Below are 15627 nucleotides of genomic sequence, written 5' to 3'. Positions count from 1 at the left end.
GCCGGTGCGCCGACCGTGCTGAAGATCGTGATCGCCGGCGGTTTCGGCGCGGGCAAGACCACCGCAGTGGGCGCCGTCAGCGAGATCACGCCGCTGAGTACGGAGGAGTACCTGACCGAGGCGAGCGCGGACGTCGACAGCCTGGCTGGCCTGGCGTCCAAGCGGACCACCACGGTCGCCTTCGACTTCGGCCGATTGAGCCTGCCCGATGCACCGATGCCTCTGGAGCTGTTCCTGTTCGGCACTCCGGGCCAGGACCGGTTCGTCGACCTCTGGTACGACCTCTCCCGCGGCGCCGTCGGCGCGGTCGTCCTGGTCGACACCCGCCGCTTGGAGAGCAGCTTCACCCCCGTCAGCTTCTTCGAGGACATCGGCCTGCCCTTCGTTGTCGCGGTCAACCAGTTCGACGGGGCGCACCGCTACCACCCCGAGCAGGTCCGCGCCGCTCTCGAACTCCCCGCTGCCGTGCCGGTGGTCACCTGCGACGCCCGCGACACGAATCACGTCGCCGGCGTTCTGCTGGCCCTCGTCGACCACGCCGTGACTTGCGCTGCCACCACCAATCGCGCTGGTCACACCCCTTCTACCACCCTCCAGGACGCCTGATGTCACAGCACCCCAGCGACCCCTACCGCACGCCGCAGACTGCCCCGCCCGCCCGGTCCTTGCCTCGGCGCGACATGCGGGACACCAACCTTGGCCCGTTCGCCCCGCCCGCCACCACCCTCACCAGCCAGCGACCTCAGCAGTCGCTGGAACTGGCTCAGCGTTACGAGCTGCTCAACCGCCTGGGCGTACCCCCGGTGGCCAACGAGGACTTCGACGAGCTGGCCCGCGACATGGCCACACAGGCCGGGTTCTTGTATGGGTTCGTCAACCTGTTCCTGGAGGAGCAGACTTTCGTCGGGCTGCACCAGCCGCCGGCGGACAGCGGGTTCGTGATCGTCGGCCGCACCATGAGCCAGGACCACGGCTGGTGCCCGGAGGTCATGGCCCGCAGGAAGGCCCTCCCGCTGCACGACGTGCACGCGTCCCCGCGCTTCAGTGGCAACGCGGTGGTCGACGCCGTCGGGATCCGTTCCTACTTCGGCGCTCCGTTGATCCACGACAGCGGCACGGTGCTGGGCACGGTGTGTGTGATCGACCCGGAGAAGCGGCCCCTGAGCGAGGCACGTCGTCTGCGGGACATCGTCATCAACGCCAGTGCGCGGGTGATGGACCACATCGCCCGCGCCCCCGTCCGCTAAGCCGTTCCACAACCCCCCCACCCGGGAGCCGTAGGCGATCCCCGGCCGCTCCGCGTTGCGACCTTCATCCAGGGAGAGGGAGATCATGTCCGCCACACCCACCACGCCTCCACCGGCGCTGCGTCCCTACCTCACCGCCCGCCACGATCTGCTGTGGCAGGAGGCGGACGCCTTCGCGGCCGAGCACGTCGCGTCGCGCGCCGCGCGGATGGAGGCCGCTCCGGGCAGGGTGGAGCGCAAGGTCGGCGACCTGATGGCCGCCCGGGGCTGGTTCGCCGTCACCGTACCGGCGGTCTTCGGCGGGCTGGGCGCCGGACACGTAGCCAGGACCGTCTTGGTCCACCGCATCGCGCGGGTCTCGGCGGCTGCCGCGGCCATCTTGCAGGCCACATTGATCCCCGTGGGCGCTCTGCTGCACTTCGCCACCTACGAGCAGAAGGGCCGCTGGCTTCCCAGGGTGGCGGACGGTTCCCTGCTGCTGTCGATCGCCGTGACCGAACCGCTCGCCGGCGGACACATCGGCGGCATCGAGACCACCGCCGAACGCGCTGGCAACGGGTGGGTGATCACCGGCAGCAAGATCCATATCGGCAACAGTCACCTCGCTGGAGCCCACCTCGTCGTCGCCCGCACCGCCGCGGCCGGAGTGAGCACCTCCCAGGCGCTGACCGCGTTCATGGTCGAAGCCGACCGCCCCGGACTTTCCGTCTCCGACCACCGTGCCGGCCTCGGTCTGCACGGCTTCTCCGCCGGCCGCCTCGACCTCGATCACGTCCGCGTCGCCGAAGACAACGTGGTCGGGGAGATCGGCCAGGGACTGGCCGTGGCCCAGAGCAGCAGCATCCTCTACGGCCGCCCCAACCTGGCCGCCGTCAGCCTCGGCATCCACGAAGCCGTCGTGGACACCACCACCAGCAGGCTGAAAACCCGCCCCCGCTACCAGGGCGCCCTGTCCGACCTGCCCGTCCTGCGGGACCGCGTCGGCGGCATGGAGGCCCGCCTGCGCGCAGCGCGGATACTCGCCTACCAGGCTGTGCACCTTCTCGACCAGGGCCTGCCCTGCGACGCCGACCTGATCAACGCGAAATACCTTGGCCACCGGTGGGCCATGCAGTCCGCCCAGGACGCCATGGAACTGCACGGCGCCCACGCCCTCAACCGCGACTACGTCCTCCAGCGTCTGTGGCGCGACATCCAGCACACCTACCCACCGGCCGGGACCGGCGAAGTCCAGCGCATACGCCTGGCCGACGCCGCCTTCGGAGAGGACCACATCCAGTGGTCCGAACGCCTCGCCGCCGAAGCCGCCTGGGCACGCCCCGACCCGACCGCCGCATGAGCCCCCGTGCGCGGCACCCCGTGACTCCCCATCGCCGCGCACGGGCCCGTGCCGCCGGCCCCCGTCCCCCGCGGGGACCGGCGGCACCCCTCCCCGTGACCATCCACCCAGCCGAGAGAGATTCCCAATCATGATGTCAAGCCGGGGCGGTGACGCCTCGTGACTAGGTCATGCCGCTGCGGCGGCAGGTTGAGGCGTGACGGCCTCGAAGGTCCGGTGGTCGCGTATCAGGGCCCAGAGGACGTTCAGGCGGCGTCTGGCCAGTGCGAGAACGGCCTGTTTGTGGGACTTTCCCTCGGCGCGTTTGCGCTGGTAGAAGGTCTTGGACTGGGGGCAGTGCACGCTGGCGACCTGAGCGGAGAGGTAGAACATCCGCAGGAGCCGGCGGCTGTAGCGTCTGGGCCTGCGCAGGTTGCCGCTGACCTTGCCCGAGTCGCGGGGGACCGGGGCGAGTCCGGCAACGCCGGCGAGTCGGTCGGGGCTGCCGAAGGCGGCCATGTCTCCACCGGTCGCGGCGATGAACTCGGCGCCGAGCATGTCGCCGACGCCGGGCATGCTGGTGATCACCTCTGCGTCGGGATGCTCGCGAAACCGGCCCTCGATGATGGCGTTGAGCTCGGAGATCTCCTCGTCGAGGGCCATCACCTCCCTCGCCAGGGTGTGGACCATCTTCGCGGCGGTCTTCTCCCCGGGAACGACGGTGATCTGGGCTCCGGCGGCGGTGACCGCGGCGTCGGCGGCGCTCTTTGCGGTGTTCAGAGTGCGGACGCCGTGGTTCTTGAGCCAGGTGGCGAGCCGGGTCCGGCCGATCCGGCGCAGGGCGGCCGGGGTCTGGTACCCGGTCAGCAGGATGAGCGCGGCCTTGGATGCGCTGTAGTCGAAGGCCCTCTCCAGGGCGGGGAAGTACTCGAGGATTTGGGCCCGGAGCCGGTTGATCGCCCGGGTGCGGTCGGCAGCCAGGTCCGTGCGACGGGCAGTGAGGATCTTCAGATCGACCGCGATCTCGCTGGTCTCCTGAAGCGGCTGAAGGTCGCGGCGCATGCGCGCCTGGTCGGCAATGACGAAGGCGTCCTTCGCATCGCTCTTGCCGTCTCCGCGGTAGGAGCCGGAGGCGTGATGAACGGTCCGGCCGGGGATGTAGAACAGCTGCTGTCCGTGGTTGACCAGCAGGGCGATCCACAGCGCGGCGCCGCCGGCGTTGAGGTCGACTGCCCAGGTGACGGGGTCGCCATCGGCCAGGTCCAGGACGTCACCGAGGAGTTGCAGCAGTTCGTCCTCACTGTTCGGCACCCGGCGCGAGAGCACCTTCGTGCCGTCCGCGTCGATCGCAGTGCAGTGATGTTCGGCCTTGCCTGCGTCCGTCCCCGCCCACAGTTCGGGCACCGGCCCCTCCCTCGTCGTTCTTCTGCGCTGTCCCAGCAGACGACCTCGCTGTCACGTCCATACGAGCGATTCGGTTCGCGCATCCCAATCAGCAGTCGAGTCGTCGCGGGACGCCGGACGGCCAATCTCTCTGAGCCACGCATGCGGCAACACCATGACAGCCACACCCGGCATCCCTGGGTGCCCCGATCTTACGAATGACCGCGATCAGCCCACGTAGAAAGGTATGGACACCGTGACCCCGCCCGTGACGACCAGCGCACCGATCACACCCCTGACGCCGACCCTGCGGCGCGTCGCCCAGCACCTCGCGAACGGCCTCTCGGCCCAAGAGATCGCCACGCAGACCGTCCTGTCACCCGTGACCGTCCGCCAGTACCTCCGCGACATCCGCGAGAGCCTGCACTGCCCGCCCCGCTGCAAGCCCCCGGTGATCGTGCACCGCCTGTTCACCACCCAGCAGGTGGTCCCGCCCACGGCGGACAGGCCAGCGCCATCCCTCACCCCGGAGCAGCGGCTGCTGCTCCGAGCTGTCGCCGAGCACAGCGACCCCCGCGATATCGCCGTCGCCGCCAAGCTCGCCCCCGCCGACCAGCGCGCCGCACTCGACCAACTCCTCGCCGACACAGGCGCGCGGGACGCCACCCACCTGGTGATCCTGGCCCACAGCTGGAAGCTGCTGCCGACCGACACGACAGCGCGAAGCGGAGCGAGCCAGTGAGAAGGCCCCCCACTCCCCTGGCCAACGAGGAGCCTCCGGCTTCCACCTCGTTCGCAGCGAAGTACCCAGACGCCGTATACGCAGTGCGCACGTTACGTACGGACGCCGAGCGCGCGGAAGCCGCTGCTCTCGTGCAGGACCGGCAGCGATGGCTCACCCTGCGCGGTCTCCCCGTGCCCGCCCAAGCCGACGTGCCGGCCCTGTTCCGCGACCCGCACACGACGTCGGCCGGTCTGTTCGAGGACGGAAAGCTGCTCGCCTGCATGGTCCCCGCGCGCGACCCCGGCCTCAGCTGGGGCGAAGGCCCCTGCCTCCGCCTGGGACGCGTCCACACCCTGTCCGAGCAGCCCGACGACATCACCCGGCTGATCACCCTGTGGGCCTCCGACCTCGCCGCCCGGCAGAGCCTCCCGCTCGTGCGGGCCGAGCTCCTGGCCCGCCACGCCTTCCAAGCCGAGCCCATCGCCGCCCTGCTGCGTCGACTCACCGACATGGGCTGGGACGTGCGGGGTTCCGGTCCGGGACGGGAGGGGGACCGGGTCGCCCGCCTCGAACTGGCCGCTGAGCACCGCCCCGGACTCAGCGCACTGATCAGCTGCCAGGTCCACGCTCCTCATCTGACAGGGGACGATCGGAGCACCGCGTGACAACCATCGAGCCACAGCGACCCGACCTCGCCCACGAGCTGATCGCCCGCGCACAGGCGTCGGCCGCACACCGGGCCAAGCGCGTGCGCAACCAGCTCGACGCCGTCCAACTCGGGCAGGGCCGGCACACCGACCACGCCAACACCAACGTGCTGCGCCGCATCCTGGCTGAATACGACTGGCCCGGCCACCACCTCGTCGGCTCCGAAGCGGCCCGCGCTGCCTGGAGCATCGCTTTGCACAGCGACGACGGCCCCGCATTCCAGCGCGCCGCCGCCACCCTGCTGGGCCGGGCAGTCCAGGCCGGCGACGCCCCGGTCCAGCACTGGGCACATCTGCACGACCGCGCCCTCATCACCAGCAGGCACAACCAGGAGTACGGCACCCAGCTCCTGCTGCGCTCCGACCGCATCGAGCTGTGCCCACTGCGCGCGCCGGGATCCGTCGACAAACGAAGGGCCACGGTCGGTCTGCCGCCGATCGCTGTCGCACTGGAGACGGAACGTAGCCGGTACATGCCTAACGGCTCTACCGATGAAGTCCTGAGCGTCGTCCTCGCGGAGGCCGCGTGAACAAGCGGAACACCGCGGTCCCCACCATTCGGCCTTCATCCCGCACATCCGCTCTGCGAAAGGGTTGTTGATCGATGAAGCTACCTACCGCCGTCCTCGCTGCCGGTGTTGCCCTGTCCCTCACGACCGCCGTGGTCGGAGCCGCCCGGCTCAGGCAGAACGCACGGCACCAGGCCGAGCGGCACGAGGCGCTCCTCGCGGGCAACCAGCTCGACTGGCTGAACCGGGTGTCCACCAACGCCGACCTCGCCGAGCTGTGGAAGCCCGAGGACATGAAGGCCGAGGAGTACATGCAGCTCATGTCGGCCAACCGACTCATCTGCGCCCTCAGCCTCCGACACTGCCTCGGCCGCGTCCGCGACGGACAGCTGCCGTTCTACGCCGAGATGGTCATGAGCAGTGACGTCTGCCGGCGCTACTGGCAGCGCTTCGGCGACCTCCGCGCTCAGGAGGCCGAGGGCGACAAGCGGGCCGAGCACTTCACCCGGGTGCTGGACCAGGCCGCGAGAAACCATCCTCAAGCGCAGCCCGCGGCAGCCTGACGGCGTATCTCGGTTCACCTTTCGGACTTCCGTGTCCCGTCCCCAACTCCTCTTCCGGACAGCAGTTCTCGTGTCTGAAGAGGTGGCCGGCGAGGACCCGACTGGCGCAGGCCACACAGCTGCTGCCCACCGGGGTCGGCCGTACCGCAACACACCGAATCGAAGTGTTCCACCGGACCAATCAGGAGGATTCCCGTGACTCCCAGGGTGACCGACCAGGGCATGAGGACCGCCTCGGCCTCTGCCGCGCAGGATCCGTTCGACCTCGACATCAGCGTCATCGAATCGGGTGGCACGGTCGGGGCGAGTATCGCCTCCGACGGCGGCTGCGGCTCAACCTGCGGTGGCAACGCCTGTATCTCCAGCGGCTCCTGACCGCACCAGACCACCGGCACGACGCCCATGTCCTGTCGGCGCCGCCCACGCGGCACGTCCCTCGCGGCTCGATCGGAGCCGCGCACGGCAACGGAGGAATCACCACATGCAGATTGACGAATTCGACCTCGACATCAGCGTCCTGGAGTCCGACGACGGCTCCGCCACGCTGATCAACCTCACCGACGACGGCTGCGGCAGCACCTGCTCCAGCCCGTGTGCCACCAACGTGGCCTGATCATCTTCCACCGCACGACGAGTAGGGAGAAACCCGCATGAACGCGAACACGATCAAGGTCCAGGCACAGTCCCCGGCCGCCACGGCGGGCGGTGACGCGTTCGACCTGGACATCAGCGTCCTGGAGTCCGGCGACGGCTCCGCCACGGTGATCAACCTGACGGACGACGGCTGCAAGCCGAGCTGCCAGGGGTCCTGCGCCACCAACGTGGCCTGACCTCGGCGCATTGATCTGCCAGCCCGCGCGGCCTTGCGCCGCGCGGGCTGGCACCCACCCCAACACACCACAACCAGGGAGGGTGCATGGGTTCCCGGAAGGACGGCCCGCTGTACCGGTGCGCGGATACTGCGCTGGTGCGCGCCGCCCGTTCCTCGAGGCTGCGGCTTCCCGCGTGGCCGGACCTCACCGACGACACCCCGGGCTGCGAGGTGCGGTGGCAGACGTGGCTGCGCGACGTCTGGTCGCTGTCCGAGGCCGCCGACTCCATCGAGCAGGCCAGCCCTCTGCTCGCGCAGCAGGTTCAGACCCTGTGCTCGGTGGCCAGTCCCGAGACCCGTCAGTTGCGCCGCGCAGTGGTGTCGGTCATGCGGTACCTGCTGCGTATGACGGGCCGGGCGACCCCGAACGGTCTGTTCGCCGGTATCGCGCCCGCCTCGTTCGGGGAACGACCGGGATGGTCCTGGGGTGAGTGGCATCGACCCGTCATCCGTGCCGACGGCGACTGGATCGCGGACCTGGTCGCCCGTCTGGAAGCAGATCCTGAACTCCTGCGGCACCTGCATGTGATGGCCAACAACACCATCTTCGTACGGGGCGATCGGCTGATCGTGCCCTACCCGCCCCGTTCATGCCGTACCGACGGCAGCCCAGCGGCCGAAGTGTCCCTCCGGTACACCAGCGCCGTACGTATCGCCGTTGATGCCACCGCCTTGCCCGTCCCCGTCCATGCGGTGGTCGCACTGATGAGGAGCGAGTTCCCCGACGTTCCCGCGGACCGGGTGGAAGGGCTCGTCAGCAGCCTCGTCGAACGCGGTGTGCTCATCAGCAGCCTGCACGCGCCCTCTGCCACCCTCGACGCCCTGGACCACCTGGTCGAGCAGGCCGAAGCAGCCGCCGCCTCATCAGCCACGGACCTCGTGGCCGACCTGCGGACGGTCCGCGACGCCATCGCCCGGCACAACCAGGTACTGGCCCCGGCGGACGGCCGGCGCCTGCGTACCGCCTTACGTCGGAAAATGACCGCTTTGAGTAGCGTCAAGGCTCAGCCGTTCACGCTGGACCTTCGCATGGACTGCTCCCTCACTCTGCCCCCACAGGTTGCCCGCGAGGCGGAGCAGGCCGCCACGGTGCTGGCCCGGCTGAGCGCGTATCCCTTCGGCACTCCGGCATGGAAGGACTTCCACAACCGATTCTTCGAGCGGTACGGCATCAACTCACTCGTCCCGGTCCGGGACCTGGTGGACCCCGATGTCGGCCTCGGGTTCCCGGTCGGATACCGCGATGCGCAACCTGAACAGGGTGAGGCCCTGACCGCCCGTGAACAGCGGCTGCTCTCCCTCGCCCAAGCGGCCGTCCTCGACGGCCGCGACGAGATCCGCCTGGACGAGGACCTGATCCGCACGTTGACGGTCGGAGATCGCAACGCCCCGCAGGTACCGGCCCACACGGAGCTGCGCTTTCGAATCCGTGCCGCTTCGCAAGAGGCCCTGGAGAGTGGAGACTTCGTTCTCCACGGCATCGCCCCGTCCCGCGGGATCGGCACCACGATCGGCCGCAGCCTGGGGCTGCTCGCATCAGACGATCAGGCCCGCGTGGCCGTCATGCTGGAAGAGCTGCCGGTCTACACGCCCGGCGCGGTGCCCACGCAGGTCTCCTTCACCCCACTCGACCGGGGCGACACCAACGTCACCCGCGTTACAGAACTCCTGCCGGCCGTCATCAGCCTGGCGGAGCACCGTCCGGTCGACGCGCGCACCATCCCGCTCGACGACCTCGCCGTGGGCTGCGACCGCCGCAGGCTCTACCTCGTCTCCCTCTCCCGCGCCTGCCTGCTGGACCCCATGACGCTGCACGCGCTGGACCTGCGCGGCCACACGCCGCCGCTCGCACGCTTCCTCACCGAGATCAGCCGGGCCCAGACCGCCGTCCTGACCGTCTTCCCCTGGGCGTCCGCTACCGCACTGCCGTACCTGCCGCGGGTGCGCTACGGCCGCGCGATCCTCTCTCCGGCGAGGTGGCGACTGGACCGGTCGGAGCTGCCCGACCGCCGCGCCTCCTGGGGCGAGTGGCACAAGGCGGCCGACGAGTGGCGCGCACGCCGCCGAGTTCCGGACGAAGTCGCGCTGGCCGAGGGCGACCAGCTTCTGCCGCTGGACCTCTCCGAGCGCGCGCACCTCGCGCTGCTGCGCGCCCACCTGGACACTCATGAATCGGTGATCTTGACGGAAGCGGAATCCGAGGAAGGCTGGTTCGACGGACGGTCCCACGAGATCATCGCCCCGATGACGGCCGTCCGCCCGCCGCAGTGGCCGGCCGTCCCTCCCGTCACCGCGGACCAGCTCGTCACCCGCGACCACGGTCACCTTCCGGGCGCCGCCTCCTGGCTGCTGGTCAAGCTGTACGGGCACGTCGAACGGCAGCCCGAGATCCTTGCCGACCACCTGCCCGCGCTGCTCGGCCAGTGGATCGAGCCGCCGACCTGGTGGTACATGCGCTACCGCGATCCCCGCTGGCACCTGCGCCTGCGCATCGCGGTCCCCAGCGAGCAGGACTTCGCCCTCACCGCACAACGCGTGAGCGCCTGGGCGAACGGACTGCGCCGTGCCGGGCTCCTCACCGACATGCAGTTCGCGACCTCCTACCCGGAGACCGGCCGGTGGGGCCCCGGGCCGCTGATGAGCCTGGCCGAGGACGTCTTCGCCGCTGACTCCCGAGCCCTGGCCGTCCAGTTCGCCCAAAGCTCCCGTCCGCACCAACAGGTCCTCGCCGCAGCGAACTTCGTCTCCGTCGCCGCCGCCTTCACCGGCAGCACCGCAGCCGGCATGAACTGGCTGATCGCCCACGGCCGGATCACTGACCCGCGCCCTATGGACCGGACCGTGCGCGGTCAGGCGTTGCGCCTAGCCGACCCGGCCGACGGCTGGGCGGCCCTGCGCGCGGCTCCCGGCGGCGACGCCATCGCCAGCGCCTGGAGCGAGCGCGACGCGGCCCTGGCCCGCTACCGGCAGAAGCTGGACGCGTTCGGTGGCATCGACCCGGACGTCGTTCTCGACTCGCTGCTGCACGCCCACCACATCCGCGCCGCCGGCATCGACAAGGACGACGAGCGGATGTGCGTACGGCTGGCCCACGCCGCCGCCATGGCCTGGACTCACCGAGGAGATCACCATGAATCTGCGTGAAAGCGCGCGGGCAGCCGCCGACACGATCGCCGAGCGGCTTGCCTCGCCGCAGGATGTACGGGGGCTGCATCACCGCCAGGGCTGGTGGCCGCAGTCGCTCGCGCACGGCGCGGCCGGTGTCGCGCTGCTGCACATCGAGCGGGCCCGCACCGAGCTGGGTCCGTGGCAGCGCGCACACGACTGGCTCGCCTGCGCCGCAGCCGAACCCGCTGTCGGCGGCCCGGACAGCCACCTCTACTACGGGGCGCCCGCGCTCGCCTTCGCCCTGCACGCCGCCGCCGACCGCCCCGGACGCTACGCCCGCGCCCTGGACACCCTCGACCGGTACGTCACGAAGGCGATCCGGGACCGGCTCGCGGACGCCCACGCACGCATGGACCGCGGCGAGATGCCCGCGCTGGCGGAGTTCGACGCTATCCGCGGCCTGAGCGGGCTGGGCGGGCTCCTGCTGCACCGCTACGTCCATACCGACGTCGTCCGCGAGATCCTGACCTACCTGGTCCGCCTGACCGAGCCGGTCAAGCAGGACGGGGAAGTTCTGCCCGGCTGGTGGAGCTCCCTAGCTCCCTCCGGCACGATCTCCCCGGAGTATCCGGAAGGGCACGCCAATAACGGCGTCGCCCACGGCATCGGCGGCCCCCTCGCTGTGCTCTCCCTCGCAGCCCGCCGCAGCGTCACCGTCGAGGGCCACCTCGACGCGATCACCCGCATCCTGGCCTGGCTCGACCACTGGCAGCAGGACGGCCCCGCCGGCCCGTGGTGGCCGTACTGGATCACCCGTGAGCAACTACGCTCCGGCACGATCGGCCCCGGACCATCCCGGCCGTCCTGGTGCTACGGCACCGCAGGATTCGCCCGCGCCCAGCAGCTCGCCGCCCTCGCCCTCAAGGACCCGGCGCGCCAACACGCCGCCGAATTCGCCCTCCTGCGCGCCATGACCGACCCCGGACAACTCGACGCGACCGTGGACGTCTCCCTGTGCCACGGCTTCGCCGGCCTGGCGCACATCACACAACTCGCTGCCACCGACGCCCTCACTCCCGGCCTCACCGAATGCCTGCCCCGGCTCCTGGCACCAATCACCGACACCACGCCCGGCGCCCTGGCGGACTCCCTGATCAACCCTCCCAGCGGCGGCGACATCGGACTCCTCGAAGGCGCCGCCGGCACCGCCCTCGCCCTGCACTCCTTCCACACCGGAACGCCGTCCGCGTCCGGGTGGGACACCTGCTTCCTGATCAACTAGCCGACGAGAAGAGGAAACATGGCAGCGGACGAATGGCCGCAACGCCTCATCCGGTTCACCGACTGGAGCCGCGCGGAGGCCACCGCCGTGGAGCATCTGCTCCCAGTGCTGATCGCCCAGGAGTCGGAACTGGCCCAGTGGTCATTCCTGCGAAAGTTCCCCTGGTGGCGGTTGCGGTACCGGGCCGCGGGCCCGGACACGGCGAAGGCCCTGGACGCTGCCCTGGACGAGCTGGTCGACGCCGGCGTCCTCGCTTCCTGGACGCGAGGCATCTACGAGCCGGAAGAGACAGCCTTCGGCGGCCCCGCCGCGATGAAGATCGCCCACACCCTGTTCCACTACGACAGCCGTCACCTGCTGGAGGAGGCGGCCCGCCAGCAGGCAGTCACCGGTCCCCAGCTCGGCCGCCGCGAGCTGGCGGTGCTCCTGCTCAGCGTGGCGATGCGCGCGGCGGGTCTCGACTGGTACGAGCAGGGCGACGTCTGGGCGAGGATCGCGGCCGAGCGCCCCGGCGACGACATCCGCACCCTGCAACGGCACCGGGCCGCTGTCCACCGGTTGATGACCACCGACGTCAGCACCACCAGCCGCAGCGTCACCCAGGGCCGACTCGCGCCGCTGGCCGAGTGGATAGCCACGTTCGAGTGGCTTGGCCAGCAGCTCGCAGACCTCAACCGTCAGGGCCGCCTGGAACGAGGGTTGCGGGCCGCGATCGCCCACCACGGCATCTTCCACTTCAACCGCCTGGGCCTCCCCGCCCAGGACCAGCGCACCTTGTCAACACTCGCGAAAGAGGTAGTCATGGGAACGAGCGACAACACCGCGTCCACCCGAGCTGAGGGGACGGCGAGCACTACGGTCAACGGGGTGAACAGTGACACCATCGAAGCCCCCTCCGCAGACCGTCTGCGCGCCCAGCTGATCGACCACCTGGTCGAGACCGGGTGCGTGCGCACGCCCCGGGTGGAGGAGGCCATGCGGACCGTACCCCGCCACCTCTTCGTCCCCAACGCCCCCCTGGAAAAGGCGTACGGCAACACACCCGTGGACACGAAGTTCGACGGATCCGGCCGCTCCATCAGCTGCGCCTCCCAGCCCGACATCGTCGCCATGATGCTGGAACAACTCGACGTCCAGCCCGGCCAGAAGATCCTGGAGCTGGGGGCCGGCACCGGCTTCAACGCCGGACTCCTCGGCTACCTCGTCGGCGAGACGGGACACGTCACCACGATCGACGTGGACGAGGACATCGTGGACGGAGCGCGCGGCGGGCTGGCCGCCGCCGGCATCCACAACGTCGAAGTGGTCCTCGGAGACGGAGCCGTGGGCCACGCCTCCAACGCGCCGTACGACCGGATCGAAGCCACCGTCGGCGCCCACGGCGTTCCGCACGCCTGGCTCGACCAGCTCGCCCCAGGTGGACGACTCCTCACGCCACTACGCCTGCGCGGCAGCGTCTCCCGCTCGATCGCCTTCGAGAACCAGGACGGAGCCTGGCGCAGCGTCGGCAGCCAGATGAACACGTTCATGCCGCTGCGCAGGGGCATCGCCGACGACCCGCGCGTCTTCGTTCCCCTGGACACCGACAACACCGTCACGCTCGTGACCAACGGAGACCAGAAGGTCGACGCGGACGCCCTGCGCGACATCTTCCGCCAGCCGCGCGCCGAGGCGTGGACGGACGTCACCTTCCGGGGCCCGGAATCGGCGGAGTACCTGGAGCTGTGGCTCGCCTGCGCCATGCCGAACGGCCTGAGCCGGATGCCCGCCAACAACGAGGCCATCGAGAAGGGCCTGGTCACCGCGCCCTACCCGTCCTCGACCGCGGTCTTCGAGGGTGGCACGCTCACCTACCTCACCCGGCGCCCCTACGCGAAGAAGGCCCCCGATGGCGCCACCCTGTACGAGTTCGGCGTCATCGGCCACGGCCCTGACGCCGAAGCCCTCGCCTCGGACGTCGCGGACCAGGTCCGCACCTGGAACCAGGGCTTCCGGGCGCTCGACGTCGGGTTCGAAATCCAACCACTCGACGCGACCCCGCTCGCCCCGAAGCCCGGCCGCTTCACCTTCGACAACCCACTGAACCGCCTCGTCATCGAATGGCAGTGACATGGACGTCAGCCAGATAGCGAAGCGGTTCCCGCTCGTTGCCCGTCCACGTCCAGCGTGCCCGCCCCTCGCTGAACGCATCCGCGAAATCACCGACCTCGCTGCCGCCGCCGAGCGCGACGGCAACGTGACCTCCGCAACCGTCGCCCTGAACAAGGCGGCACTGATCGCAAGCGACTGCGGCATGCCGGACCTGGCACGCTCTCTGTGCTGGCGCCACGCCGAGGCCGTCCTGCGCGCCCAGCCCCTGGGCGCGCAGGAAGCCCGGTACGCCCTGGAACCCCTGGTCAACCTGGCCCGACTGCGCATCCGCGACGGCGACGGGACTGGCGCGTATCATCTGCTCGATTCCCTGAACCGAGCAGTCAGATCGAAGACGGAAGCGGTCATCGACGACCGCGCCACGTCCTTCCAGCGCCTCACGAAGTCGGCTTCTGACCATCAACAGGTATGCCAATGGCTGTGGGCCGTACTCCTCGGCGACGGAACCCGTGCCCTCGTCGCAGCAGGTGAATGGGACTACGCCCGGGCGCACAGTAGGCAACACCGGGGCGTGGGACAGCGCCTCTTCGACGGGCGCCAAGTCGAGGTGCTCGTCCGCTGCCTCGGCGAGCAGCCCAGCGACGCGTTGAAGTTCCTACACGAGAGCACCCTGGTGGAGCCATGGGAGCACGCCGTCGCGGCAGCCCTTGCCGTCCTCTGCCACAGGGCAGCCGACGAGCAGCCAGTCGAGCCGATCAACAAGATGGTGCAGCACTACCTGGCTCTCGACTCGGCCCCCGACCTTGCCGTCTTCCGCTCTCGTGTAGGACTAGTTGTGCTCGACCTCTCCCCAGAGTCCCGACAAGCCGAATTGATGCGCCGCCTCACCAGCGAAGCGACGACGCATCCCGACGGGTACATCGCACGAGACGTCCTGGCCCACTCTGTGTGCCGCGAAGGGCTGAGCCAGGACGAGCGCAGAACGCTCTCCACTGCAGTCGCCTCCGCCGGCCTCGGACGGGGCAGCATCCCCGACCCTCTGGATCAGGCCATACGGGACGCTTCAACAGTCGCAGCGGATGTCTGGCAACGCCACGCTAGCTGCCGAGCTAACGCCTGGCCCGCATGACCGGCACCCCGAGCGGCGCACCCCGTCGTATGTCCACTGCAACCGCGGTTGGCCGTGCGAACACGACGCGAATCAACAGGAGTTCTCGTGAACGAGATGCGGCCCAGCGAGCAGATGCGCAACCTCGGCGTAGTCCAGGAAGGCGCCTCCGTCCTTACCGAGCCAGCACGCCCCTTCTCACTCCCTGCCGAACGTCAGGCCGCCGAGCAAGCCGTGGAAAGCCTGTTCACCTCCATGGCGCGCATCGCAGGCGTCCACACGTTCGCCAAGGGCATGGGCATTGCAGCCCCACAGATCGGCATCCGCCGGGCCGCGGCCGTCGTCCAGCCCGCCGAGCCAGGAGCGGGCGCGATCGTACTGCTCAACCCCCGGGTCATCGCCGCCTCGCAGGAGACCGACGACCAGTACGAGGGGTGCCTGAGCTTCTTCGACGTACGCGGCCTCGTCCCTCGCCCCCTCCGGATCACGGTCGAGACCACGACACTCGACGGGACGACCGTGACCACTGACTACGAACGCGGCCTCGCCCGTCTGGTCCACCACGAGATCGACCACCTCGACGGCCACCTGTACACAGCCCGGATGCGCCCCGGAGTGCAGCCCATCTCCGTGACCGAGTACCGGCAGACCGGACGGGCCTGGTCCTACGAGCACTGAAACCCAATCCTGCCGGCCCGCGAGCTCGGGGATGCAGG

At 69.8% G+C, this 15627-nt stretch carries 16 protein-coding genes; 15 read left to right on the top strand and 1 reads right to left on the bottom strand.

Annotated elements, in window-relative coordinates; all coding sequences use genetic code 11:
• The first annotated feature begins 15 nt into the window (after positions 1–15).
• The 3 genes from ACZ6IM_RS31330 (at position 16) to ACZ6IM_RS31320 (ending at position 2586) form a co-directional block, all read left to right on the top strand.
• Positions 16–606, top strand: a complete 591-nt coding sequence (locus ACZ6IM_RS31330) for a GTP-binding protein (protein ID WP_469561103.1) — start codon at positions 16–18, stop codon at positions 604–606.
• A complete protein-coding gene (locus ACZ6IM_RS31325; protein ID WP_469561100.1) occupies positions 606–1247 on the top strand; it encodes a GAF domain-containing protein in 642 nt (213 codons plus the stop codon). The genes ACZ6IM_RS31330 and ACZ6IM_RS31325 overlap by 1 nt, the downstream gene beginning before the upstream one ends.
• 85 nt (positions 1248–1332) lie before the next feature.
• Positions 1333–2586, top strand: a complete 1254-nt coding sequence (locus tag ACZ6IM_RS31320) for an acyl-CoA dehydrogenase family protein (protein WP_469561097.1) — start codon at positions 1333–1335, stop codon at positions 2584–2586.
• Between the two features lie 168 nt (positions 2587–2754).
• On the opposite strand, the gene ACZ6IM_RS31315 is transcribed toward ACZ6IM_RS31320, so the two are convergent.
• A complete protein-coding gene (locus ACZ6IM_RS31315) occupies positions 2755–3969 on the bottom strand; it encodes an IS110 family RNA-guided transposase (protein ID WP_435195462.1) in 1215 nt (404 codons plus the stop codon).
• Between the two features lie 247 nt (positions 3970–4216).
• Between ACZ6IM_RS31315 and ACZ6IM_RS31310 the strand changes: the two genes are divergently transcribed.
• From ACZ6IM_RS31310 to ACZ6IM_RS31255, 12 genes are all read left to right on the top strand, one after another.
• Complete coding sequence (locus ACZ6IM_RS31310; RefSeq protein WP_469561093.1) at positions 4217–4690, top strand: LuxR C-terminal-related transcriptional regulator; 474 nt, start codon at positions 4217–4219, stop codon at positions 4688–4690.
• 83 nt (positions 4691–4773) lie between these two features.
• Positions 4774–5337, top strand: coding sequence for a hypothetical protein (locus tag ACZ6IM_RS31305; RefSeq protein ID WP_469561091.1), 564 nt, complete (start codon positions 4774–4776; stop codon positions 5335–5337).
• The gene (locus ACZ6IM_RS31300; protein WP_469561088.1) at positions 5334–5909 is read left to right on the top strand and encodes a DUF6624 domain-containing protein; all 576 of its coding nucleotides are present in this window, start codon (positions 5334–5336) and stop codon (positions 5907–5909) included. The genes ACZ6IM_RS31305 and ACZ6IM_RS31300 overlap by 4 nt, the downstream gene beginning before the upstream one ends.
• Before the next feature lie 74 nt (positions 5910–5983).
• Entirely contained in the window at positions 5984–6451 is a 468-nt protein-coding gene (locus ACZ6IM_RS31295) for a DUF6082 family protein (protein ID WP_469561086.1), read from the top strand.
• Positions 6452–6658: 207 nt separating this feature from the next.
• Complete coding sequence (locus tag ACZ6IM_RS31290; RefSeq protein WP_127435970.1) at positions 6659–6826, top strand: FxLD family lanthipeptide; 168 nt, start codon at positions 6659–6661, stop codon at positions 6824–6826.
• A gap of 106 nt (positions 6827–6932) precedes the next feature.
• On the top strand, positions 6933–7064 hold the full coding sequence (locus tag ACZ6IM_RS31285) for an FxLD family lanthipeptide (protein WP_007491158.1): 132 nt from the start codon (positions 6933–6935) through the stop codon (positions 7062–7064).
• 37 nt (positions 7065–7101) lie between these two features.
• Positions 7102–7281: an FxLD family lanthipeptide gene (locus tag ACZ6IM_RS31280; RefSeq protein WP_007491157.1), complete on the top strand. Its 180-nt coding sequence runs from the start codon at positions 7102–7104 to the stop codon at positions 7279–7281.
• An 86-nt stretch (positions 7282–7367) separates the two neighbouring features.
• On the top strand, positions 7368–10466 hold the full coding sequence (locus tag ACZ6IM_RS31275; protein ID WP_469561082.1) for a lantibiotic dehydratase: 3099 nt from the start codon (positions 7368–7370) through the stop codon (positions 10464–10466).
• Positions 10453–11712, top strand: coding sequence for a lanthionine synthetase C family protein (locus ACZ6IM_RS31270; protein ID WP_469561079.1), 1260 nt, complete (start codon positions 10453–10455; stop codon positions 11710–11712). Before ACZ6IM_RS31275 ends, ACZ6IM_RS31270 begins: the two co-directional genes overlap by 14 nt.
• An 18-nt stretch (positions 11713–11730) precedes the next feature.
• Positions 11731–13821, top strand: a complete 2091-nt coding sequence (gene fxlM / locus ACZ6IM_RS31265; protein ID WP_469561077.1) for a methyltransferase, FxLD system — start codon at positions 11731–11733, stop codon at positions 13819–13821.
• A 1-nt stretch (position 13822) separates the two neighbouring features.
• A complete protein-coding gene (locus tag ACZ6IM_RS31260; RefSeq protein WP_469561075.1) occupies positions 13823–14932 on the top strand; it encodes a hypothetical protein in 1110 nt (369 codons plus the stop codon).
• 96 nt (positions 14933–15028) lie between these two features.
• On the top strand, positions 15029–15589 hold the full coding sequence (locus ACZ6IM_RS31255; RefSeq protein WP_469561192.1) for a peptide deformylase: 561 nt from the start codon (positions 15029–15031) through the stop codon (positions 15587–15589).
• Positions 15590–15627 lie beyond the last annotated feature (38 nt).

It is taken from the genome of Streptomyces sp. NPDC042336 (assembly GCF_055581985.1).
This window is presented reverse-complemented; position numbering and strand designations above follow the sequence as displayed.

Bases quoted from the DNA above. Each gene is read 5' to 3' on its own strand.
- ACZ6IM_RS31255 (WP_469561192.1), top strand. From the start codon at position 15,029: ATGCGGCCCAGCGAGCAGATGCGCAACCTCGGCGTAGTCCAGGAAGGC.
- ACZ6IM_RS31280 (WP_007491157.1), top strand. From the start codon at position 7,102: ATGAACGCGAACACGATCAAGGTCCAGGCACAGTCCCCGGCCGCCACG.
- ACZ6IM_RS31325 (WP_469561100.1), top strand. From the start codon at position 606: ATGTCACAGCACCCCAGCGACCCCTACCGCACGCCGCAGACTGCCCCG.
- ACZ6IM_RS31320 (WP_469561097.1), top strand. From the start codon at position 1,333: ATGTCCGCCACACCCACCACGCCTCCACCGGCGCTGCGTCCCTACCTC.
- ACZ6IM_RS31295 (WP_469561086.1), top strand. From the start codon at position 5,984: ATGAAGCTACCTACCGCCGTCCTCGCTGCCGGTGTTGCCCTGTCCCTC.
- ACZ6IM_RS31260 (WP_469561075.1), top strand. From the start codon at position 13,823: ATGGACGTCAGCCAGATAGCGAAGCGGTTCCCGCTCGTTGCCCGTCCA.
- ACZ6IM_RS31275 (WP_469561082.1), top strand. From the start codon at position 7,368: ATGGGTTCCCGGAAGGACGGCCCGCTGTACCGGTGCGCGGATACTGCG.
- ACZ6IM_RS31270 (WP_469561079.1), top strand. From the start codon at position 10,453: ATGAATCTGCGTGAAAGCGCGCGGGCAGCCGCCGACACGATCGCCGAG.
- ACZ6IM_RS31285 (WP_007491158.1), top strand. From the start codon at position 6,933: ATGCAGATTGACGAATTCGACCTCGACATCAGCGTCCTGGAGTCCGAC.
- fxlM (WP_469561077.1), top strand. From the start codon at position 11,731: ATGGCAGCGGACGAATGGCCGCAACGCCTCATCCGGTTCACCGACTGG.